The organism is Glutamicibacter halophytocola (assembly GCF_001302565.1).
Taxonomy (GTDB): Bacteria; Actinomycetota; Actinomycetes; order Actinomycetales; family Micrococcaceae; genus Glutamicibacter; species Glutamicibacter halophytocola.
On sequence record NZ_CP012750.1, the window covers coordinates 1552039 to 1573705 of the forward strand.

The 21667-nt window shown below is 61.1% G+C and carries 21 protein-coding genes and 4 tRNA genes; 18 read left to right on the forward strand and 7 right to left on the reverse strand.

What is annotated here, in order from left to right; genetic code table 11:
* Positions 1–72: 72 nt before the first annotated feature.
* Entirely contained in the window at positions 73–1005 is a 933-nt protein-coding gene (locus AOZ07_RS07175; protein ID WP_060701384.1) for a 2-hydroxyacid dehydrogenase, read from the reverse strand.
* Positions 1006–1178: 173 nt separating this feature from the next.
* Between AOZ07_RS07175 and AOZ07_RS07180 the strand changes: the two genes are divergently transcribed.
* The 6 genes from AOZ07_RS07180 to AOZ07_RS07205 all read left to right on the forward strand — a co-directional run bounded on the left by AOZ07_RS07180 (position 1179) and on the right by AOZ07_RS07205 (position 3314).
* A tRNA-Lys gene (locus AOZ07_RS07180) sits at positions 1179–1254 on the forward strand.
* Between the two features lie 47 nt (positions 1255–1301).
* Positions 1302–1377 (forward strand) — tRNA-Lys (locus tag AOZ07_RS07185).
* 437 nt (positions 1378–1814) lie between these two features.
* A tRNA-Lys gene (locus AOZ07_RS07190) sits at positions 1815–1887 on the forward strand.
* A gap of 65 nt (positions 1888–1952) precedes the next feature.
* The gene (gene bcp / locus AOZ07_RS07195) at positions 1953–2444 is read left to right on the forward strand and encodes a thioredoxin-dependent thiol peroxidase (protein WP_060701385.1); all 492 of its coding nucleotides are present in this window, start codon (positions 1953–1955) and stop codon (positions 2442–2444) included.
* Positions 2445–2535: 91 nt separating this feature from the next.
* Positions 2536–2617, forward strand: a tRNA-Leu gene (locus tag AOZ07_RS07200).
* Between the two features lie 139 nt (positions 2618–2756).
* Complete coding sequence (locus AOZ07_RS07205; RefSeq protein WP_060701386.1) at positions 2757–3314, forward strand: MarR family winged helix-turn-helix transcriptional regulator; 558 nt, start codon at positions 2757–2759, stop codon at positions 3312–3314.
* Positions 3315–3320: 6 nt separating this feature from the next.
* Here the strand turns inward: AOZ07_RS07205 and AOZ07_RS07210 are convergent, their stop codons facing one another.
* Positions 3321–4793 carry an SDR family oxidoreductase gene (locus tag AOZ07_RS07210; RefSeq protein ID WP_060701387.1) on the reverse strand — a complete coding sequence of 491 codons (1473 nt, stop codon included), beginning with the start codon at positions 4791–4793 and terminating at the stop codon, positions 3321–3323.
* The gene (locus AOZ07_RS07215; RefSeq protein WP_060701388.1) at positions 4790–5629 is read right to left on the reverse strand and encodes a tryptophan-rich sensory protein; all 840 of its coding nucleotides are present in this window, start codon (positions 5627–5629) and stop codon (positions 4790–4792) included. Before AOZ07_RS07215 ends, AOZ07_RS07210 begins: the two co-directional genes overlap by 4 nt.
* Positions 5630–5744: 115 nt before the next feature.
* On the opposite strand from AOZ07_RS07215, the gene AOZ07_RS07220 reads away from it, so the two are divergent.
* Genes AOZ07_RS07220 through idi form a run of 8 tightly spaced genes read left to right on the forward strand, consistent with a single transcriptional unit; the run spans position 5745 to position 11982 of the window.
* A complete protein-coding gene (locus AOZ07_RS07220) occupies positions 5745–6236 on the forward strand; it encodes a MarR family winged helix-turn-helix transcriptional regulator (RefSeq protein ID WP_194943830.1) in 492 nt (163 codons plus the stop codon).
* Positions 6233–7342, forward strand: a complete 1110-nt coding sequence (locus AOZ07_RS07225) for a polyprenyl synthetase family protein (RefSeq protein ID WP_060701390.1) — start codon at positions 6233–6235, stop codon at positions 7340–7342. The genes AOZ07_RS07220 and AOZ07_RS07225 overlap by 4 nt, the downstream gene beginning before the upstream one ends.
* The gene (locus tag AOZ07_RS07230) at positions 7339–8280 is read left to right on the forward strand and encodes a phytoene/squalene synthase family protein (RefSeq protein WP_075972440.1); all 942 of its coding nucleotides are present in this window, start codon (positions 7339–7341) and stop codon (positions 8278–8280) included. Before AOZ07_RS07225 ends, AOZ07_RS07230 begins: the two co-directional genes overlap by 4 nt.
* Complete coding sequence (gene crtI / locus AOZ07_RS07235; protein ID WP_060701391.1) at positions 8281–9873, forward strand: phytoene desaturase family protein; 1593 nt, start codon at positions 8281–8283, stop codon at positions 9871–9873.
* Positions 9870–10232, forward strand: a complete 363-nt coding sequence (locus tag AOZ07_RS07240) for a lycopene cyclase domain-containing protein (protein ID WP_060701392.1) — start codon at positions 9870–9872, stop codon at positions 10230–10232. Before crtI ends, AOZ07_RS07240 begins: the two co-directional genes overlap by 4 nt.
* Before the next feature lies 1 nt (position 10233).
* Complete coding sequence (locus tag AOZ07_RS07245; RefSeq protein WP_060701393.1) at positions 10234–10572, forward strand: lycopene cyclase domain-containing protein; 339 nt, start codon at positions 10234–10236, stop codon at positions 10570–10572.
* A 2-nt stretch (positions 10573–10574) separates the two neighbouring features.
* Positions 10575–11438 carry a prenyltransferase gene (locus AOZ07_RS07250; protein WP_060701394.1) on the forward strand — a complete coding sequence of 288 codons (864 nt, stop codon included), beginning with the start codon at positions 10575–10577 and terminating at the stop codon, positions 11436–11438.
* Positions 11439–11463: 25 nt separating this feature from the next.
* A complete protein-coding gene (idi, locus tag AOZ07_RS07255) occupies positions 11464–11982 on the forward strand; it encodes an isopentenyl-diphosphate Delta-isomerase (protein WP_060701395.1) in 519 nt (172 codons plus the stop codon).
* A 114-nt stretch (positions 11983–12096) separates the two neighbouring features.
* Here idi and AOZ07_RS07260 read toward each other — a convergent pair whose 3' ends face one another.
* A complete protein-coding gene (locus AOZ07_RS07260; protein WP_060701396.1) occupies positions 12097–12558 on the reverse strand; it encodes a hypothetical protein in 462 nt (153 codons plus the stop codon).
* Between the two features lie 108 nt (positions 12559–12666).
* Here AOZ07_RS07260 and ilvD point away from each other — a divergent pair, with 108 nt between their 5' ends.
* The 4 genes from ilvD to ilvC all read left to right on the forward strand — a co-directional run bounded on the left by ilvD (position 12667) and on the right by ilvC (position 18209).
* A complete protein-coding gene (ilvD, locus tag AOZ07_RS07265) occupies positions 12667–14379 on the forward strand; it encodes a dihydroxy-acid dehydratase (protein WP_417935212.1) in 1713 nt (570 codons plus the stop codon).
* Between the two features lie 288 nt (positions 14380–14667).
* Positions 14668–16551: an acetolactate synthase large subunit gene (locus AOZ07_RS07270; RefSeq protein ID WP_060701398.1), complete on the forward strand. Its 1884-nt coding sequence runs from the start codon at positions 14668–14670 to the stop codon at positions 16549–16551.
* Positions 16552–16554: 3 nt separating this feature from the next.
* Positions 16555–17073, forward strand: a complete 519-nt coding sequence (ilvN, locus tag AOZ07_RS07275) for an acetolactate synthase small subunit (protein WP_060701399.1) — start codon at positions 16555–16557, stop codon at positions 17071–17073.
* Positions 17074–17177: 104 nt separating this feature from the next.
* A complete protein-coding gene (ilvC, locus tag AOZ07_RS07280; RefSeq protein ID WP_060701400.1) occupies positions 17178–18209 on the forward strand; it encodes a ketol-acid reductoisomerase in 1032 nt (343 codons plus the stop codon).
* 191 nt (positions 18210–18400) lie between these two features.
* On the opposite strand, the gene AOZ07_RS07285 is transcribed toward ilvC, so the two are convergent.
* The 3 genes from AOZ07_RS07285 to AOZ07_RS07295 all read right to left on the reverse strand — a co-directional run bounded on the left by AOZ07_RS07285 (position 18401) and on the right by AOZ07_RS07295 (position 21612).
* Entirely contained in the window at positions 18401–18889 is a 489-nt protein-coding gene (locus tag AOZ07_RS07285; RefSeq protein WP_236995289.1) for a sunset domain-containing protein, read from the reverse strand.
* 268 nt (positions 18890–19157) lie between these two features.
* Positions 19158–20060, reverse strand: a complete 903-nt coding sequence (locus AOZ07_RS07290) for a class C sortase (RefSeq protein ID WP_060701402.1) — start codon at positions 20058–20060, stop codon at positions 19158–19160.
* Between the two features lie 145 nt (positions 20061–20205).
* Positions 20206–21612, reverse strand: a complete 1407-nt coding sequence (locus AOZ07_RS07295; RefSeq protein WP_060701403.1) for a SpaH/EbpB family LPXTG-anchored major pilin — start codon at positions 21610–21612, stop codon at positions 20206–20208.
* Between the last annotated feature and the right edge of the window lie 55 nt (positions 21613–21667).

Sequence of the window (21667 nt, forward strand, 5' to 3'; positions counted from 1 at the left end):
ATCAAAGATAGCGCACCAAAGCTTTGGCCCCGGGGGCTGAAACTCCCGGGGCCTGGAACTGTCGCCGAATCGTTAGCTACGATGCACTTGATTCTCGCCGGGCTGCCCGGCCGACCATGCGGCCAGCTGGCGGTGCAGCAGCTTGACCATGCGAGGGAAGAAAGCCGCCGTATTACCGCCATTGTGCGGAATAATCAGTGCGTTGGGGCATTTCCACAGCGGATGATCCTCGGGCAAAGGCTCCGGGTCGAAAACATCGGAGGCGACACAGAGGCGTCCGGACGCGACTTCGGCCACAAGGGCCTGGGTGTCGACCACCGGGCCACGCGCCACGTTGACAATAGTGGCGCCATCGGGGAGTTGTGCAAGCAGCTGTGCATCCACCAAGTGATGGGTGGAATTGTTCAATGGAACGATCAGGATCAGCACCTCGATCTTTGATGCATGAGTAGCAAGGTCGCTGACGGCGAGGATCTCGCCGTGGTCATCTGTGCGGGCCATGGAGCCAAAGCGCAGCAGATTGACCTCAAAAGGTTCCAGCCGCTTGCGGATCTCCTCGCCGATACCCCCAACGCCAACAAGGCCCACGGTCCGATCGGCCAGTCCTGGCCACTGCTGCGGATTCCAGCGCGCGTCGCGCTGATCTCGGACGGCCTGCGGGAATCCGCGCAGCGAGGCGATTGCCAAGCCGATGGCCATCTCTGCTGTTGATGCCGCGTGGACACCTGCCGCGGTGTTGATATCTGCCCGATCGCCGATGAGTTCCACCATGCCGTCGTATCCGGTGGTCTGCGTCTGCACGATTTTCAGGTTCGGTGCTTTGCGGACATTGCGCAAGGCCGCGGGGGCTGCCATATATGGCATCACCGCGATCTCGATGTCTTCGAGGGGTACCTGCGGGTCGGTCTGTAGGTCCCAAAGCACGGGTTTGAGGTTTTCGGGCAAGGAACCGACGGCATCGATGAGTTCTTGGCTTGGGAAAGAAATGGTTCTTTGGGCGCTCATGGATTTACTCTACAAATGCCGCCAAGACTTGAGAAGTAACCCCTAGTCATATCCTGTAATGAAGGTCACCGCCCATCGGAGCCCATTGAATTTGCGCTGGGGAATAAAGCTGGTAAAGTTTTATCTCGTTGCGAAAGCGCGGAGCTCAAAAAGCTTCTAGAACATCGCAGCGGGCGCCTCTAGCTCAATTGGCAGAGCAAATGACTCTTAATCATTAGGTTCCGGGTTCAAGTCCCGGGGGGCGCACCAACATATTTCTTGGTTAAGCCGATAAGTGTGTTCAAAAAAATAAATAAGCGCCTCTAGCTCAATTGGCAGAGCAAATGACTCTTAATCATTAGGTTCCGGGTTCAAGTCCCGGGGGGCGCACCAAAATCAAGGTTCGAATAGTTGCCACCCATGGCAGCGGTTCGGGCCTTGTTTGCTTTCTTTTGAAGCGAACTTCTCCCACGCCCGCCGCCCTTGGCCTGGTGCTATTGCGCACAAGGGAATCCGCGGCATCCAATTCACTGCCGTGGCTGCGTCGAGGTGGCGGGACCTATCTGCTAATCGTTTACCGGGATACCGCTTGCGAATAATCCTGGTTGGCGCTCCCGTTTCCGGGCATTCCCCGCAAGCCGTTGGCCCGCGGAAAAATTATTTGTGTCTTGGATTACTAATATCCGCGACGTTGGTCCAAAAAAGGCTTTGACCTGTTGTTTTACGTTAATTGACCAGGCAGGTGCCGATTTTTGATTTTGAGCAGTTTCTGTCTATGATTATCTACGTTGCAAAGACGGGTTGTGAAAACGAACTAGTCAGAGCGATATGCGCCTCTAGCTCAATTGGCAGAGCAAATGACTCTTAATCATTAGGTTCCGGGTTCAAGTCCCGGGGGGCGCACAGTTGATCCGATCTGATTCTTCAGATCGGATTTTTTGCATACCGCGATGAGAAGAGGTTCAGCTATGAGTACTTCCGAAGCAACCGCACGCCTGGCTGTTGGCGACCAGGCTCCCGACTTCACCTTGAGTGATGCTGCCGGCAACGCGGTGGCACTGGCCGATTACCGCGGCCAGAAGACCATCATCTACTTCTACCCGGCCGCATCAACGCCTGGCTGCACCAAGCAGGCCTGCGATTTCCGCGATTCGCTGGAGTCGCTGAAGGCGTTGGGGTATCAAGTTCTGGGAATCTCGCCAGACAAGGTCTCCAAGCTCGAAAAGTTTGTCGCCAAGGAAGAGCTGAATTTCCCGCTGCTTTCCGACGAGGACCACGCAGTGGCTGAAGCCTATGGCGCTTGGGGTGAAAAGAAGAACTACGGCCGCGTTTACGAAGGGCTTATTCGTTCGACGATCGTCCTGGATGAACAGGGTGCGGTAACCCTGGCCCAGTACAACGTTCGTGCCACCGGACACGTTGCAAAGCTGCGCCGTGACTTGGGGATTGATCCAAAGTAGGTAGTGGTGGTGCCCGATTTCATATCGGGCAGAACTTCCGTTACACTAAATGAGGTCGCCTTCAAGGATCGTGGTTCTTGGCGTCGCGCCAGCGAGTATGGCGGAATTGGTAGACGCGCTGGATTTAGGTTCCAGTGTCTTCGGACGTGAGAGTTCAAGTCTCTCTACTCGCACCTGATAACCCTGCGGTCCAAGCAATTGGACCGCAGGGTTTTTGCATGCCTCATGGCGTGCCAGTCAGGCGTAGTATCAAAGGACACGGACAGCGAATGATGGTGTCTCTGGACCGGGCAATGGCATGGGGAGGACGATATGGCAGTAGAGCGGTTGCCTACAACCTACGGGCTTGCTGAATCGGATCCAGAACAGGTACTGATTGACCGGCGGGGCGTTGCCCCTGAGGATCTGGCCCAGATCGAGCGGATCATGGCCGAGATGGGCCGCATGCGGCAGGTTGAGCGCAAGATCATGCGCAGCTCGCAGCGCTACATGCAGTTGAACGAGACCGACATGCGCGCGCTTCGCCAATTGATTGCCGCAAAGAATGCCGGCAGGGTGACCACCCCCAGCGATTTGCGCGCTTATCTCGGGATCTCCAGCGCCTCCGTGACAAAAATGATCGACCGGCTTGAAGCCAATGGGCACGTTCGGCGCAGCCAGCATCCGACGGACCGGCGTTCCCAGTGCATCGAGGTCACCGAGCAGACGCATCTGGCCGCGCGCGAGCAAATGGGGCGGCACCATGCCAAGCGCTTCGATGTGGCCAATTCCCTGACCCCCGAAGAGCGCGAGGTAGTGATCCGCTTCCTGGCGCAGACTACTGATGCCCTGGAGTGGAGCCTGGAGAAGTCAAGCCCCCAGGAGTCCTAGCCGCCGCTAGGGCCGGGGATCGCTCCGTGCTTGTTCTGCGTCCTTCGCGATGTTGGCGATGGTCGCCGGGAAGATGACTCCGTGGAACGGGTAGACGGCCCACCAGTAGCAGCGTCCCCACAGGCCGCGCGGGAAGAACACCGCCCGCTGGATGAGCTCCGTCTTCCCGTTGGCTTGCCGGCCAATGGAGTATTCAAGCCAAGCTTGCCCCGGCACGCGCATTTCCGCCCGCAAGCGCAGCAACCGGTCCTTCTCCAGCGCCTCGACGCGCCACCAGTCCACCACATCGCCCAGGGCCAGGGTGCTGTTCGAGCGGCGGCCGCGGCGCGAGCCCACGCCGCCGGCCAGCTTGTCCATCAGTCCGCGCAGCCTCCAAAGCGTCGGGAAGGCGAAGTATGGCGAATCGCCGCCGAGCCGCTGCACTACCTTGAATAGCGCCTGCTCGGTGGCCGTGGTGGTGATCCTGCGCGTATCGGTGTAGCTTTTGCGCCCGGCCCATTGCGGATCCGAAGGCAAGGGCTCGGCCGGGGCCGAGATCGGATGGGCTGTTGCCCAGGTGGTTTCCACCGCGTCCGCATTGATCTTCTCCAGGGCCAAGTGCACCGCTCTGGGGTAGTCGCAGAGGCCTTGCTCAGGCGGCGGGATCAGATCATCAATTTTTCGCGATTGCATCACGCAGTCGTGCTGCAAGGACGCGACCAGCGCCGAGGCCAGGGTGCGGGGCAGCGGCGTGACCAGATTAACCCAATGCGAGGCCAGCCGCGGGGTCAGCAGCGGAAGCGCCCAGACCGCAGGTTCGCGCAGCCCTGCCACGCGGGCATAGATCTGCATCAGCTGGGCATAGCTGTAGGCTTGCGGGCCGCCGATGTCATAGGCGCCATGGACTGGCTGCTGAAGCTGCGCCGCGGCCACCAGGTAGTGCAGGGCATCGCGAATGGCTATGGGCTGGACCTGGTTGCGCACCCAGCGCGGTGCCGGCATCACTGGCAGCACATCGCTCAGGTGCCGGACCATCTCGAAGCTGGCGGATCCCGACCCGATCACCAGTCCCGCCTGCAGGACCAGCGTGTTCACCGAAGCGGACAGGATCTCTCCCACCGCAACGCGCGATTCCAGATGCTCGCTGAGCTTGCCCGAGGGGTGCAGTCCGGAGAGATAGACCACCTGGCCAACACCCTGCTGCAGTGCGGCTCGTGCCATGACGGAGGCGCAGTTCTTCTCCTGCTCGGCGAAATTGCGGCTTCCGGACATGGAATGCACCAGGTAGTAGACGACCTCGGCTCCGTAGCAGAGCCGGGACACCGCCTCGAGGTCCGCCAGGTCTCCCTCGATGATTTCCACTTCGGCATGCCAGGGAACGTCGCGCAAGCGCTGGGCATCGCGGGTGAAGACCTTGACCTGGTGCCCCTGGCTCAGCAGCCGCGGGACCAGCCGGCCCCCGATGTAGCCGGTGGCACCGGTGACGGCGATCCTGCTCATCGCGTGCCCCCATTGCCACCCGATTTGCCGTGCCAGGCGATCGCGCCGGCTCCCGCCAAAACGGCTGCCGCGCAGCCAAGCGCCGCGAAGCCAACCAAGGCCGAGTCGTTGGCGCCGCTCAGGCGGCCAACCCCGATCCACGCCAGGCCCCAGCAGATGGCCACAGGGGCAAAGAGATTGCGTGCGTAGAAGCTGATGGCCAGGGCGATGAGGACGGCAACAACCAGGAGCGCGACGGCCAGCCCGGGGGCCCATGCGGCATCGCTGCCGAAGCCCAGCGACAAGAGCCACGCCGCGGTATTGGCGATGCTGGCCACGACCACCCATCCCAGATAGAGGCCGAAGGTCAGCCACATGATCCAGTACTCAAGACGCGAGGACGGCGTTCCGGCAAGCATGATTGCCATCATCCACGCCAGCACGGCGACGAGGGTGAAAATAATGGCAACGCTGAATCCCAGCCAGCCAAGCTGCACCACGCTGATCCAGGCCGCATTGAGCAATGCCGAGAGCATCGCCGGCCCGCGCAGGGACGCTGCCCAGGCCGAGCGCCGGCCCGAGGGCGTGAGCTGGAAAATGCCGTAGACCGCCAGGCCGGCGTAGATCACGCTCCAAATCGAAAAGGCGGGCCCTGCCGGCGCGAGCAATGTCGCGTCAGCGCTGAGATAGCCCCCGGCCACCTCCTGCACCGGGGTGCCGCCCAGCGCGCCGCTGCCGATAAAGGATACGGCGATGGCCGTGATCAGCGAGATGGCCGTGATCACCGGCCAGGTCCAGCTCGGATTGGCAGCAGGGCCTGCGCCCTGCCGCAGTGCGGGTTCATGTGATCGGCTCATGGGGCTGCTCCTGGGGTCGTGGAAACTTTTTTGGGAATCCGGCTCGACAAAACTATATAGTTAAACCATGATGTATCTAGATAAGCTAAATATCAACCCAGCGAGATAAATGATCATGGCAAGTGCACCTCCCTTCCGGAGCTCGGATCTTTTCCGCGCTCTCCTGCGGCTTCAGCGGGCCCATGCGCTCTATGAAGTCCGATGGCGCGCCCGCCTCAATCTGAACGACACGGATCTGAGGACCCTGAACCTCATCCGGTGCTTGAGCGCACCCAGCCCTGGCGAGCTGGCCAAGGAGCTGGGCGTTTCCTCGGCCGGCATCACCGCGGTGCTGGATCGGCTCGAAGCGCGCCACGTGATCCAGCGCCAGCAGCATGCGACGGATCGGCGGCGCACCGTGGTCCATCCCGGCAGCGGCTTCCCCGAGACCACCGGCGAGGGGATCGCGGTGCTGCGCAGCCTGCACAGGTTCTGCGACCAGCTCGATGAACCCTCCCGCCTTGCGCTGCGCGCACTGCTGGGGGAAATCCTGCTCACGCTGCAGGCCGCCGGCACTGGGCCAGCCGATCATTCCACCCCACCAGATTCCCGGAGCAGTGAACAATGACAACGCACGCCAGCACCGATCAATCCCCGCCGGCCGGCCCGCGCATGATGGGCGGCGAGAACGGACTCATCGACGAGGCCACCCAGGCCGCCATCAGCCAGCGGCTTTCGCAGATCGGCTCGCAAGCGCAGCAGCGCACTGCAGCCTATTCCAGCCAGGGCGCCGTGCTGTGGTCGCAGATCACCGGCCGCCTGGCTACCGGCAAGCTGATGCGCCCGGCCTTGGCCATGCTCGGCTACCGCGCCTTCTCGGGCCGCAATGAGCCCCGCGCCATCGACTTGGCCTGCGCCTTCGAGCTGCTGCACAGCGCGCTGCTGATCCACGATGACGTGGTGGACAAGGACTTCGTGCGCCGCGGAGAAGCCACCATCTCGGCGCTCTACCGCGATCAGGCCCTGGCCGGCGGGCGCAGCCTCCCCGATGCCGAGCATGCCGGGAATTCGGTGGGGATTATCGCCGGAGACCTGCTGATCAGCGAGGCGATCAAGCTCGCCGCCCGCGCCGCAGCCGGCACCGACAGCGAGTCCGTCGTGGAGCAGGCGTTCTTCCAGGCAATCGAGCAGGCCGGGGCAGGAGAACTGGAAGACCTGCTCTACTCCCTGGGCTCGGCGCCGGCGACCACCAGCCAGGTGCTGCGCATGGAGCAGCTGAAAACCGCCTCCTACTCCTTCCAGCTGCCGCTGCAAGCCGGGGCGCTGTTGGCAGGGGCTTCCATGGGCCAGGCCGAAAACATCGGCACCGTGGGCTGCCAGCTCGGGGTGGCGTACCAGGTCATCGACGATGTGCTCGGGACCTTCGGGGACCCGTCGCGCACCGGCAAATCCGTCGAGTCCGACCTGCGCGAATTCAAGAGCACAATCCTGCTGGCCCTGGCCGCTGAACAGCCCGAATTCGCCCAGATGCTCAAAGAATTCCGCTCCGGCAAGGTGCCAGCCGGACAAATCCGCGAGGAGCTGGCCAGCCAGGGCACGGAGCAATTCGCCCGGCAGCTGGCCGAAGCGCTGTGCAGCCGCGCCACCGGATCGGCGGCCTTCCGCGACTTGCCCCAGGGTGCCCAGCAGCTGCTGCGCACCTGCAGCCACCTCATCCTGGAGCGAAGCCGATGAACGCCATGGACCCGCGCGAGCTCGACCCCCGCACCCCGGCACTGCACCTGTATTCGCGCACCGCGCAACGCAGCTCGAAGGTGCTGCTCCGCCAGTACTCCACCTCCTTCTCGCTGGCCTGCCGGTTGCTCGACGCTGACAGCGCGACCCGCATCGCCAACATCTACGCCCTGGTGCGCCTCGCCGATGAAATCGTCGACGGGGTGGCCCTCCAGGCCGGACTCGAGCCACGTGCCATCGCCGCGTGCCTGGATGACCTGGAAGCGGAAACCGAACGCGCCATGGAACGCGGCTACAGCACCAATCTGGTGGTGCACGCCTTTGCGCTCACCGCGCGTTCCACCGGCATTGGGCCGGAGCTGACCGCCCCGTTCTTCGCCTCGATGCGGGCGGATCTGACCACCGGGGAACACGATGCGCGCAGCCTCGAAGACTATATCTATGGCTCCGCCGAGGTCATCGGGCTGATGTGCCTCCAGGTGTTCATGGCCATGCCCGGCGCCATGCCACTGGGCGCGGAGCAAGAAGCCCAGGCGAAACTGGCAGCCCGCAGCCTGGGCGCGGCCTTCCAGAAGGTCAATTTCCTGCGCGACTTGATGCAGGACAGCCAGGAACTGGGACGGGCCTATTTCCCCGGCATCGACCCCGAAGCCTTTGATGAGCAGGACAAGCAGCGCCTGGTGGAGCAGATCGATCAGGATCTGGACAAGGCACGTGCCGGGCTTGCGCTGCTGGCGCCAGCCGCAGCGCGCGCGGTGCGCCTGGCCCACGACCTGTTCCAGGAATTGAACCGGCAGCTGGCCAAGGCCCCGGCCGAGGCGCTGCTGCGGACCAGGATCTCGGTTTCCCCCGGGCGCAAGGCCATGATCGCGGTGCGGGTGCTGCTGGCCAGGCAGGGAAAGACGCAAACCAGCCACATCATGGAAGGACGGCACTAGATGGCCAGCGAAGCACGGGACGTTGTAGTCATCGGAGGGGGATTCTCGGGTTTGGCCAGCGCCGGCCTGCTGGCCGCGCGCGGGTGCAATGTCACCTTGCTGGAACAGCACCCGAGCGTGGGCGGCCGGTCCGGGCGCATTGAGCGCGCCGGCTTCCGCTTCGATACCGGGCCCTCCTGGTATCTGATGCCGGAGGTCTTCGAGCACTGGTTCGAGCTCATGGGAACCAGCGTCGGCGCGCAGCTGGAGCTGCGCGAGCTGGACACCGGATACCGCACGTTCTTCCAGGGCCGGCAGGCCCCGGTGGACGTGGGCACCGGACCGGGCGTCCGCGAGCTCTTCGAATCCCTGGAACCGGGTAGCGCCCCGGCGCTTGAGGAGTACTTGCGCACCGCTGGCAATGGCTATGAACTGGCCTTGAAGCACTTCCTCTATGATGACTTCAGCTCGCCCCGGTCGCTGATGGATCCCCAGCTGCTGCGCCTGCTCCCGCAGCTGGCCGCCTTGCTCGGATCCAGCCTGGAGAGCTATCTCGCCCGGCGTTTCCAGAGCAACGAAATCCGCCAGCTGCTGGGCTATCCTGCCGTATTCCTGGGCTCCAGCCCGGAACGCACCCCTGCGCTTTATCAGCTGATGAGCCACCTGGACTTGGCAGATGGCGTCAAGTACCCGATGGGCGGCTTCGCGGCGGTTGCCGATGCCATGGCTAAAGTGGCAGCCGAGCAGGGAGCCAGCATCAGGGTCGGAGCGACCGCCACTGCGATCGAGACCACCACGGGAAAGAAGCCGCGGGTGGCGGCGGTTCACTGGACCGATGCCTCGGGGCAGCGGCAACGCACCGCGGCGCAGGCGGTGATCGGTGCCGCCGATGCGCGCCATATCGACGGCAGCCTGCTGCCAGGGCATCTGCAGACGCATACGGCCAAGAGCTTTGCGCGCAGGGATCCGGGCCCGAGCGCCATCCTGGTCTGCCTGGGCATCACGGGGAAATTGCCGGAACTGGAACATCACAATCTGCTTTTCAGCAAGGACTGGAAGGATAATTTCGCGCGCATCCGCCAGGGCCGCGAACTGCAGCCGGAAACCAGCATCTACGTCTGCAAGCCCAGCGCCACCGACCCCTTTGTCGCTCCCGCCGATTGCGAGAATCTGTTCATTCTCGTGCCCGCGCCGGCCTTGCTCGAATGGGGGCAAGGCGGCCCGGACGGGCTCGGGGATGCCATGGTCGAGCAGGTCGCGGACGCAGCCATCGACCAGCTGGCGAACTGGGCCGGAATCCCGGATCTGCGCCAAAGGATCGTGGTGCGCCAGAGCATCGGTCCGGCGGATTTCGAACAGCAATACGGCGCCTACCGGGGAGGGGCGCTGGGCCTGGCGCATACCCTGGGCCAAAGCGCCATGCTCCGGCCCGGCAATCACAGCAAGAAGGTGCAGGGACTGCATTATGCCGGAAGCACGGTGCGCCCCGGGATTGGCGTTCCGATGTGCTTGATCAGCGGCGAGCTGGCGGCCAAGGCTGTACTGGGCATCACTGGCCCCGGACCCTTGCCCCACGAGCGGCGAAGCGCCAGCAGCAGGGAAGCGGGAGCATGATCTATCTGGGTATTCTTCTCGGACTGCTCGGCTGCATGGCGCTCCTGGATGCCAAGTGGAAGCTTTTTGTCTTCCGCCACCCGCTGCGCGGGCTGATGGTCCTAGTCTTGGGGACGGGATTTTTTGTGCTCTGGGATGTCCTGGCCATCGGGCAGGGGATCTTCCTGCATAAGCCATCGGAGTTGATGACCGGGATCATGGTCGGCGAGCAATTCCCCTTGGAGGAAGTCTTTTTCCTGGTTTTCCTGTGCTATTGCGCGATGATCGCGGTGACCGGGGCGCAGGCACTGATCAAGTTCCGCGCGCGGCGAACCCGTGGAAGCTCAAAGGCAGGGGAGGGCGATGGCCATGTTTCTTGAGATGAGCTTCTGGTTTCTCGCCGCAGCGGGCAGCGTGTTCCTTCTCGGCGCCCTGGCCGGCAGGAAAAAGCCTGCCGCCATCGCGCTGCCGGTCCTGGCAGCGATGGTGCTGATGCTGCTGCTCACGGCGATCTTCGACAACCTGATGATCTTTGCGGGGCTCTTCGACTATGGGACGCACACCCTTTCCGGCCTGCGCATCGGGCTGGCTCCCATTGAGGACTTCGCCTACGCTGCCTGTGCCGTGCTCCTGGGGCCCGGCCTCTGGTGGCTCTTCGAGGCCCTGGCCTCACGGCGCAAGGGCAGCGGCCATTCCATTCCTCCCAACGACAAGGCCTGACTATGCTCCATGGAATCATCACAACCTCGCGGCCGGTGTCGTGGGTGAACACCGCCTACCCCTTTGCCGCCGCCTACCTCCTGGCAGGAGGATCGATGGATTGGAAATTCGTCGTTGGCACCGTCTTCTTCCTGTTTCCCTACAACCTGGTGATGTACGGGGTCAACGACGTCTTCGACTATGAATCGGATCTGCGCAACCCGAGAAAGGGCGGCATTGAAGGCGCGCTGCTGGCCCGCCGCAGCCATCGGATGATCTTGCTGGCGAGCGCGGTCACGGCCGTGCCGTTCCTGGTTGTCTTGGCTTTTGCCGGAAGCGGCATCTCCACTGCGGTGCTGGCAGGGTCGGTTGCGGCGTTGCTTGCCTACAGCGTTCCGGTCCTGCGTTTCAAGGAACGCGCTGGACTGGACTCCGTCACCAGCGCCGTCCATTTTGTATCGCCGGCGATCTTCGGCTGGGTGCTGGCGGGCGCGCCGGTGCACCCCACCCAATGGCTGGTGTTCATCGCCTTCCTTCTCTGGGGCATGGCCAGCCATGCATTGGGCGCCATCCAGGACATCCTTCCCGACCGCGAAGCGTCGCTCGGCTCGATCGCGGTAGCGTTCGGCGCGCGGAGAACGATCTTCTTGGTGGCAGGCGCGTATCTGCTCGCTGGGCTGCTGGTCCTGTTCGGAGTACGCGGAATCGGCTCGTTGGCCGGCTTGCTCGCCATTGCCTACATTCTTAATGTGCTTCCGCATCTTGGGGTGCAGGATTCGACGTCCGGTACGGTTAACCGGGCGTGGAAGAGATTTCTGTGGATCAACTACTTTTGCGGATTCCTGCTGACGATGTTGTTGATCTACGCAGCTGTATTCACCCGCTAACCACCAAAGAGAAGTCGAGGATTTGATGGATGTCATCCTGCTTTCCGAGGACGGCCAGCCAGTTGGCGCCATGCCCAAGGAAACAGTGCATAACAGGGATACGCCTTTGCACCAGGCGTTCTCCTGCCACGTCAGGAATTCCTTGGGGCAGGTGCTGATGACGCGCAGGGCGCTGTCAAAGGCGACATGGCCCGGGGTATGGACGAATTCCTTCTGCGGCCACCCCCAGCCGGGGGAGCAGATGGAAACCGCGATCCGGCGCCATGCTGCAGGGGAACTGGGCATGGAAATCCGGGATATCCAGGTAGCGCTGCCGGACTTCCGCTATCGCGCGGTCGATGCCTCCGGCGTCGTTGAAAATGAGATCTGTCCGGTCTTCACCGCCGTGATCGATGGGGGCATCGCGGCTAATCCGGCCGAAGTCATGGATTACCGCTGGGTTGATCCCGCGGAATTTGCTGTAGCAGTCCAGTCAGCTCCTTGGGCCTTCAGCCCATGGCTGGTCATGCAAGCCGGCGAAATGACCCAGTATCGGACCCGGTAGCCGGCCCCTGCCAGACCGGCTGCGCACATAGCGCGGAGGAATAGGAAAACGGTGGATGCCATGCGGCATCCACCGTTTTGCATGAAGGGCCGGTGCGAAACACCGGCTTTGCGGCTATACGAAGTTCTCGGTGCCTTCGATGGTGTTCATGAAGTGGTCCATGAAGTCGGCAAAGTCGTGGGCATCGGATTCCTGGTCAACTTGTGCGCCAACGGTGACGGCATCATCGATGTGGTAATCGATGTTCAGCTTTTCTGGAATGCTGAACCGGAAAACCCTGCCCGTTGAGGTGGCAACTTCGTAGCCGCCATCGCTGAGCTCGGCGAGCTGGTTCACGTTGGTGTTGTTGATGTTGATGGCGTTTTCCGACGCTCGCAAATCGTTCGCGTTGACCGGGGCAATGATGAGTTCTGCTGGTTGGCGACGATATCCAATGACCTTGAGCCCTCCAGAACCGGCAGTTCCGGTTCCAGCCACGAGGTTGTAGCTGGCGAAATTAGGGATCTGCGAGTCGAAGGCCTCGTGGAGACGGGCCTTGACCTGCTCGGCTGGATTTTCGTCTGGGCGGTTGTCCATGACTCCTACTCTACCGATAAGTTTGGACAATTTGATCAGTCACATCATTTATCGAAATGTGTCACGGTTGCGTCATAGGTTATCCGATTGGTCATATTGACAACTAGAATGAAATTTATGAGCCAGGATGCTACGCCAGATATCAAACCACGTTCCCGTGTGGTCACCGATGGTATCCACGCCGCTCCAGCGCGAGGCATGTTGCGCGCTGTCGGCATGGGCGATGATGACTTCGCAAAACCGCAAATTGGCATTGCCAGCTCGTGGAACGAAATCACCCCTTGCAATCTTTCGTTGAACCGCCTTGCGCAGGGAGCCAAAGAAGGCGTCCACGCTGGCGGAGGTTTCCCGATGCAATTCGGAACCATTTCGGTATCCGATGGCATTTCCATGGGGCATGAGGGCATGCACTTCTCGCTTGTTTCCAGGGAAGTCATTGCTGATTCGGTTGAAACGGTCATGATGGCTGAACGCCTGGACGGCTCGGTGCTCTTGGCGGGCTGCGACAAGTCGCTGCCGGGCATGCTCATGGCCGCCGCGCGGCTCAACCTTTCGTCGGTCTTCCTCTATGCCGGATCCATCATGCCAGGATGGGTGAAGCTGGAGGACGGCACGGAAAAAGACGTCACGCTGATCGACGCCTTCGAAGCGGTCGGCGCTTGCGCCGCAGGACGCATGAGCGAAAAAGACCTCGATGCCATTGAGCGAGCCATCTGCCCGGGCGAAGGCGCCTGCGGCGGCATGTACACCGCAAATACCATGGCATCCATCGGCGAGGCGCTGGGCATGAGCCTTCCAGGTTCTGCCGCGCCACCATCAGCTGACCGGCGCCGCGACATGTTCGCGCACCGCTCGGGCGAAGCCGTGGTGGAGATGCTGCGCAAGGGAATTCGCGCCCGCGACATCTTGACCAAAGAGGCCTTTGAAAACGCCATCGCCGTGACCATGGCTTTTGGCGGCTCAACCAACGCCGTGCTGCACCTCTTGGCCATTGCCCGGGAAGCCGAGGTCGACCTTTCGCTGAGCGACTTCAATCGCATCGGCGACAAGGTGCCGCACCTGGCTGACCTTAAGCCATTCGGCCGCTACGTCATGAACGACCTGGATCGCGTCGGCGGCGTGCCGGTAGTGATGAAGGCGTTGCTCGATGCAGGGCTGCTCCACGGCGACTGCTTGACGGTCACCGGAAAAACAGTCGCTGAAAATCTGGCCAGCATTGCGCCACCGGATCCTGATGGCAAGATTCTTCGAGCCATGGATAACCCCATCCACAAAACCGGTGGTGTCACGGTGCTGCATGGTTCCTTGGCTCCGGAAGGGGCCGTGGTGAAATCCGCGGGCTTCGATGCGGATGTCTTCGAAGGAACCGCTCGGGTCTTCGAGCGGGAGCAAGGCGCCCTCGAAGCGCTGGATGCAGGGCAGATCCAGGCCGGCGATGTGGTGGTCATTCGCTATGAGGGTCCCAAGGGCGGACCTGGCATGCGTGAAATGCTGGCCATTACCGGCGCCATCAAGGGTGCCGGCCTTGGCAAGGACGTCCTGCTGCTCACCGATGGCCGCTTCTCTGGCGGTACTACCGGGCTGTGCATTGGGCACGTGGCCCCTGAAGCCGTTGACGGCGGGCCCATTGCCTTTGTGCGCGACGGGGACCGGATTCGCGTGGACATTTCCGCCCGCAGCTTCGACCTGCTGGTTGATCCTGCCGTACTGGAAGGTCGAAAGGCTGGCTGGAAGCCGCTTCCCGCCAAGTTCTCCTCGGGCGTCTTGGCCAAGTACGCAAAATTGGTAAATTCGGCTTCGACAGGCGCATATTGCGGCTAAAGAAGCCGTGGTCCAGATGGGTGGGCGCCAAATGCGTCCACTCATTGGACATCCATCTCATATAATGAGATGAACGGGGTGTCTAGTTGAACTTTATCCTTGGGTAGAGAAAACTAGAGACATGCAAACAAACTTCGATGTTCTACTAGTTATCAGGCGCGGAGCCTGAGACGCTGTCGCACTAAGCGGACAGAACATCGGTAACGCGCAAGCCCCCTTTCGTCAGTAGTGACGGCCGCGGGGCGTTTTTTATGCGCAAACGAAGAGATAGAAATGGAAAGGATCCCGATGAGCAACTCAACACCAGCCAATCCGGCGTCGGTTGCGAAGTCAATCAATCGATCTAAGGATGCCGCCGCCGCTGTCTCTTCCGTCGTGGAAGCTTCGAACCCGGTACAGGGTCCGAATAATATTGTTGCTCCCACACAGATGACGGGCTCACAAGCCATCGTCCGCTCGCTGGAAGAACTGGGCGTCAAAGATGTCTTCGGATTACCAGGTGGGGCCATCCTTCCCACCTATGATCCACTGATGGATTCGACCAAGATCAACCACGTCTTGGTCCGCCACGAACAGGGTGCAGGTCACGCCGCACAGGGTTTCGCCATGGTGAGCGGGGAAGTTGGCGTATGCATCGCCACTTCCGGACCAGGCGCAACCAACCTCGTCACCGCACTGGCCGATGCCAATATGGACTCGGTGCCAATGGTGGCAATCACCGGTCAGGTCAACAGCGCCTTTATCGGCTCTGACGCATTCCAGGAAGCAGACATTGTCGGCATCACGATGCCGATCACCAAGCACGCCTTCCTGGTCACCAACGCGGAAGATATTCCCAAGACCCTGGCCAGCGCCTTCTACCTGGCACAGACCGGACGTCCCGGTCCGGTGCTGGTGGACATCACCAAGGACGCGCAGCAGTCGGAGATGACCTTCTCCTGGCCGCCCAAGGTGGATCTGCCCGGCTACCGCGTGGTGACCCGCGGCCACAACAAGCAGCTGCGAGAAGCAGCCAAGCTGATCGCAGCGGCAACCCGCCCGGTGCTGTATGTCGGCGGTGGCGTGATCAAGGCCAACGCCCACGAGCAGCTCAAGGAATTCGCGGAATACATCAACGCGCCAGTGGTCACCACCCTGACCGCCCGCGGTGCCTTCCCGGATTCTCACGAACAGCATGTGGGCATGCCGGGCATGCACGGTGCGGTGTCCGCAGTGACCGCATTGCAGCAGTCGGACCTGCTGATCACCCTCGGGGCCCGCTTCGATGACCGGGTCACCGGCGTGCTTTCCTCCTTCGCCCCGAACGCGAAGGTGATCCACGCCGATATCGACCCTGCGGAAATCTCCAAGAACCGCGTGGCGGACGTGCCGATTGTGGGCTCGCTGGATGAAATCATCCCGCAGCTGCAGGAAGCCTGCGCAACGCGCTTCGAGAATGAGCCGCAGCAGGATCTTTCCAGCTGGTGGGGCTTGCTCAATCGCCTGCGCGAGACCTACCCGATCGGCTACACCGAGACCCAGGACGGGCTTTCGGCGCCACAGCACGTCATCCAGCGCATTGGCGAGCTCACCGGGCCAGAAGGCGTGTACGTTGCCGGCGTGGGACAGCACCAGATGTGGGCCGCCCAGTTCGTCAAGTACGAGCGCCCGCGCTCGTGGCTGAACTCGGCCGGGCTGGGCACCATGGGCTACTCGGTCCCTGCGGCCATGGGTGCCAAGGTTGCACAGCCGGATCGCGTGGTCTGGGCCATTGACGGAGACGGCTGCTTCCAGATGACCAACCAGGAACTGGCCACCTGCGTGATCAACAATATTCCCATCAAGGTCGCGGTGATCAACAACTCGTCGCTGGGCATGGTTCGCCAGTGGCAGACGCTGTTCTACGATTCCCGGTACTCGAACACCGATTTGAATACCGGGCACGGGACCGCGCGCGTTCCCGACTTCGTGAAGCTGGCCGATGCCTACGGTTGCGTGGGCCTGCGCTGCGAACGCGACGAGGACATCGACGCCACCATTGCCAAGGCATTGGAAATCAATGACCGTCCCGTGGTGATCGACTTTGTCGTCTCGGCCGACTCGATGGTGTGGCCTATGGTTCCATCGGGCGTGAGCAACGACCAGATCCAGATCGCCAGGGGCATGACCCCGGAATGGGAAGAGGAGGACTAGAACATGGCAAAGCACACTCTGTCGGTACTGGTTGAAGACGTTCCCGGTGTACTCACCCGAGTAGCCAGCCTCTTCGCCCGCCGTGCCTTCAACATCCACTCGCTGGCTGTGGGCCCCACGGAAATTGACGGCATCAGCCGCATGACCGTGGTGGTCGACGCCGAGGGGGATTCCCTGGAGCAGGTGACCAAGCAGCTGAACAAGCTGATCAACGTCATCAAGATTGTCGAGCTGCTTCCGGAAACTTCGGTGCAGCGCGACCACATCATGATCAAGGTGCGCGCCGACGCGGCGACCCGCCTGCAGGTGACTCAGGCTGCGGAACTCTTCCGTGCCTCCGTCATCGATGTGTCCACGGACTCGCTGGTGGTCGAGGCCACCGGCAATGCAGCGAAGATCGAGGCGCTTTTGGCGGTGCTGGAGCCCTTCGGCATTCGCGAAATCGTCCAGTCGGGCACCCTTGCGGTAGGCCGCGGCGCCAAGTCCATGAGCGACCGCGCATTGAAGACCCTGAGCGCCTAGGGCGCACAGAAGACTTCTACGGACACGAACTACAAATTTTAGATACTTGGCACCTAGCTTAGAAATTGAGCTAAAAAGCCAGAGCACAAATAAGGAGAACTACAGTGGCTGATCTGTATTACGAAGACGACGCAGACCTCTCGATCATCCAGGGCAAGAAGGTAGCCGTCATTGGCTACGGTTCCCAGGGCCACGCGCACGCACTGAGCCTGCGCGACTCGGGTGTCGAGGTTGTTGTCGGCCTGGCCGAGGGCTCCAAGTCCCGCGCCAAGGCCGAAGCCGAGGGCCTGAAGGTCGCCACCGTTGCCGAGGCTGCCGCCTGGGCCGACGTCATCATGATCCTGACCCCGGACCAGGTCCAGGCCCAGGTATACACCGAGTCGATCGCGGAGCACCTGGAAGAGGGCAACGCCCTGTTCTTCGGCCACGGCTTCAACATCCGCTTCGGCTTCATCCAGCCACCAGCCAACGTTGACGTTGCGCTGGTTGCCCCTAAGGCTCCAGGCCACACCGTGCGCCGCGAATTCGAAGCCGGCCGTGGCATCCCTGACCTGATCGCTGTGGAGCAGAACTTCACCGGCGGCGCCAAGGAACTGGCCCTGTCCTACGCAGCAGGCATCGGCGGCACCCGTGCCGGCGTGATCGAGACCACCTTCACCGAAGAGACCGAAACCGACCTGTTCGGCGAGCAGGCTGTGCTCTGCGGCGGTACCTCGCAGCTGGTCCAGTACGGCTTCGAAGTTCTGACCGAAGCTGGCTACAAGCCAGAAATCGCCTACTTCGAGGTGCTGCACGAGCTGAAGCTGATCGTCGACCTGATGTGGGAAGGTGGCATCGCCAAGCAGCGCTGGTCCATCTCGGACACCGCTGAGTACGGCGACTACGTTTCCGGCCCACGCGTGATCACCCCTGAGGTGAAGGAAAACATGAAGGCTGTCCTGGCCGACATCCAGTCCGGCGCCTTCGCCAACCGCTTCATGGAAGACCAGAAGGCTGGCGCCCCGGAGTTCAAGGCACTGCGTGCCAAGGGTGAATCCCACCCAATCGAGACCACCGGCCGCGAACTGCGTTCGCTGTTCTCCTGGATCTCGGACTCATCCGCAGATGACTACGTGGACGGCTCCGTCGCCCGCTAATCTCCGGCGCTCGCTCTAGTTTGCGATAGCTGACAAAAGGTCCGGTTTACTACCCCCATATGGGGTAGTGAACCGGACCTTTCGTCGCGACCGTGTAATGCGAAAAACATTCCGGTTTGCCTCCGAAGCTTGGGGACAAATCGGCATGCTTTCTTGCGGGGTGCTGGTATTAGCGGACTTTGTTTATATGGCTAGCGCTTCGAAGCCCGGTAGCCTGCCTTGCGCGCATCGGCAGTAGTCTTGAAGCACTCTTCAGGCTTTGTCCGTTCGTAGTACGCTCCGCCGCGTACGTGGTACTTCCACTCATTCTTGCTACCTGTCCGGTTTCCCTTGACCGGGAATCCTGAGGGGCAGCTGTAGGACTTTCCGCTCATCTTGACCGAGCGCTTGGCAGCTGCCTTTTTCACAGTCAAGGTCTGCGTTTTGGATACCGTTGAGGTCTTGCCCTTGAGCTGGTACTTTACGGTGGTCTTGACCTTGTAAGTCCCCGCAGCTACCTTGGCTGACTTCTTATTCTTGGCAACGGTTTTCTTGCCCTTGGTGACTGTCAGGACAGCTGATTTGATCTTGACGTTCTTGGCCTTGGCGTAGCTTGGCTTGATAGTTGCCTTGGCATTGCCCTTGACGGTCTTGTTGCCGATTTTTTTGATGGTGACCGGTGCAGACTTTTTTGCTGCCACGATACCGATGCTCGGCGCTGACGCCGGTAGCGGTGTTGCCGATGCTACTGCGACACCTGAGAAAGCGAGCGCGCAGGCTGCGATGACAGCAAGCAAGCGCCTAACAATGTTTGTCATTTTTCCTCATGATTCAGAGTACGAGTGAAGAACTTGAATGTTCCAGTATTGATTCTAATACGAAAGGATCAATTCTTCACTCGTGAATATCCACGCCACCGGATAAATGGAAAAAGCGGGCCTTGCCAAGATTGATTCTCATCATGAATGCTCATGGCCGCTTCACACCAGGATTGCGTCCGGCGAAATAGACCCAGGCTGCGGCTGCCAGCACGGCGGCCCCGTCAAACACGGACCACCAGGGGAAACCTGGAATGTCGGGCGCCTTGCCCAGGGCGTTGAGATCTTCAATTGGCGTGGGCAGAATGCGTTCGGCTGTGACGAGCATTCGATGTGAATTGATGCCTAGCGGAGTGCAAGTTACCAGCGTGGTGAGGTCTTTCCCGTATTGGGGAACCAAGGATTTGGTTTCATCCGGGAGCACAGTTTGGGTTTCGATTACTTGATAGGAGAGGACTTCTCCGAGCACTTCAATGGTGAAGGTATCCCCGATTTTCAGCTTTGGAAGATCATTGAACAGCGTTGCATCTGGAAGGCCCCGGTGTGCTGTGAGCACCGAATGCTGGGAGATGCCGCCCACGGGCAGAGCTGTTCCTTCGAGATGCCCGACTCCGCGCTCCAAGGTTGCGGCATCGGTGCCGTGGTAGATGGGCAGGTCCACGTTGATCGCTGGAATTCTCAAGCGTCCCATCAGGCCATCATCAGATACCTTGAGCAGCTCATCGTAGGACTGGCTATCGCCTTGGCGCCCGTCGCTGGTCGGCACATTGCTGGCGGGGGAGAGCAGCGCGCCTCCGACAAGTTGCTGGTTGTACTCGTGTGCCTTGTCCAGCTCTGCCTGCAACCAATCCGGTTCATCTTCTGATATTTCGGAGGAGATCATGCCAATGGTCTTGGACTGGTTGTACTGGGCAAACCAACTGGCAGTGGATGGATAAAGCAGTGTCAGCGCGCCAAGAAGAAATACGCTCGCAATAGCCAAGGTCGCGACTGGCACTTTCCAGCCCCGGGGAGCCTTCGTGGTGTTCGTGTCCTTCTGGTCCACTGCGGACATGGAATGCTCCTCTTCTCAGGTGCGGACTATGATCATGGCGAACTTGGCAAGCTCTTGCCGGGAGTTAAACCGCAGAAGCGGGAGAACGATTAATCCTCGTCCTCCCACTTCTGCGGCCTGCCAGCATGAATTTGCTGGTCGTGGTTTACTCAGCGCGGCGCTGGCGTGCTCGCCGCTGTACCAATACAGCACCACCGGCTACAGCCATGAGGCCGATACCTGCCAGCGTGAATAGCAAGGTGCCTTGTGCACCGGTCAGTGGAAGATCCGGTCCGTCGGCTTTGTGGTTGGTTACTGTGAGCTCGGCGGTGGCACCTGCATCCACTGCGGGGACCTCGGACCACGGATTGGCAGGAAGAACAAATCCTGCCGGAGCAACGGTCTCCCGCACCCAATAGGTTTCGGTGAGATCATCATCGATACCCACGTGGACCTGCCAGACGATTTCGCCGCTGTCATTGGTCGTGGCAGTGGCGATCGGATCACCAGTCGGTTCACCATCTACTGGTGCTTCGGCGTAGAGCTCGAACTTTGCGCCGGCCAGAATCTGGTCGCCTTCATCCGTCTTGATGAGCTTGATGGTGCCCAAGTTGGTGTTGGCTGGATCCTTGACGGTAGTCCCGTTGATGGTCAGGCTTGCCTCGTTGACGACCTTCCCGTCCTCGGGGATGGCGTTGACCGTGGTAACCAAGTCGATACTGAAGGTGGCTTCCCCGGCGCTATCAAGCTTTGCCAGTCCGGAAGCGGTCAACGAAATCTCGGTATTGTCGGCTGAGATTACGTAATCGGCCGCATCCAGAGGTGCGCCATTGAGCGAAAGCGCGCCCCAGGAGACGAAGGTCAATTGCGCAGGAAGCACGTCAGCGAGGGTGAATGACTCGTAGGGAAGATCAGAAGCGGGAACAGTCGTTTCCAGCGTCCACGTGACGTTGTCGCCCAGCAGCTGAGCGGTGTCGTCCACCGTCTTGCTCAGGTTGATTTCATTGAGCAGGTTCTTCGGATACACGTGAACGTTGTAGTTCCATGACCCATCCTCATTGGGATATGGAACAGTTACCCAGAACGGATCATGTTTCTGGCTGATCAGGTTATCGCCGGACTTGGTTTCGGTGACCAGGTACAGTCCCAAATTCAAGCCGGAGAATGTGGCCACCCCCGAGGCATCCGTTGTCGTCGCTGTGCTTGCTCCCAGCGTGTATTCAGCGGAGGGAAGCGATGGCGCGCTTCCGGCAGATGTCACTGCCTCCGAGAGCTCCCAGCCTTCGGCGGTGCTCAAATCAATGGGTGATCCATCATGCAGCACCTGCTGCAAGGTGAACTCAACCCCGGCCAGTTCCTTGTCCAAGCCTGGATCAGGAGTGATTTCATTACCATCGCCCGCCTCGCCCGGCGTAGCCGAGGACTTGTGGATGCTAATGGAACCGGTCATGCCCGAATCAATGCCCGGTGCATCGTCGGCAGCAGCGGCGGTGGCCCCCAATAACCCCGCCCCAGCCAGCGCTAGCGCGCTTGCTCCGGCAATCAACTTGCCGAGTCGTTGTTCGCTGAACACAATTACTCCTCATAACGAATTGCGAATGATTGCGGTACCGGCCCCCAAGTAATAC